The 549-nt window shown below is 75.6% G+C and carries 1 protein-coding gene; it reads left to right on the top strand.

Features of this window, described 5'->3' with window-relative positions; translation table 11 throughout:
• Window positions 1-63: 63 nt before the first annotated feature.
• The coding region (locus FRW57_RS22725; RefSeq protein ID WP_203230529.1) for a hypothetical protein at window positions 64-549 on the top strand (486 nt) is incomplete at its 3' end.

Below are 549 nucleotides of genomic sequence, written 5' to 3' on the forward strand. Positions count from 1 at the left end.
GATCCCACTGGGCGGTCGGGGTCGCGCCCTGGCCGACTGGCGCGCTGGGCTCCCGCCGCGGCCGTGGCGTGGTCGCTGACCTACCTGGCCCTCGGGATCGCCTGGCTGGCCGGTGCGCGCGGATATCCATGGCACTCAGGGGGTACCGACACCGTCGCCCTGTCCCTCCTGGACCAGTTCAGTCCGCGCACCGGGGCGTGGCTCACGACTGCGGTGGCCGCCGCCGCCCTCGGCCTGGCGACCGCCTCCGTCGGGTTGAGCCGGCATCCGAGCGCCGGCTCGATGCTGCGCCTGACCGGGGACGCGAGCATCGGGCTCGGGGCCGTGCTCGCCGTGGTGGTGCCGGACTTCCGGCTGCTCGCCGGGCTGGGCTACACCCCGATCCTGGTCGTGGGCTGGATCGTCGGCTTCGCCCGGGACGTGTCGCCGGCAGAGGCCTACTCGTGGCCCTGGATCAACGTGCTCCTGGTCACCCTCGGCGGCCTGTCCCTCGTCGTCGCCGGCGCCGGGTGGCGGCGGGCTGGGGCGCAGGCGGCTCGCGCGGACGGT

The sequence above is a fragment of the Segeticoccus rhizosphaerae genome (assembly GCF_009192725.1).
Lineage (GTDB): Bacteria > Actinomycetota > Actinomycetes > Actinomycetales > Dermatophilaceae > Segeticoccus > Segeticoccus rhizosphaerae.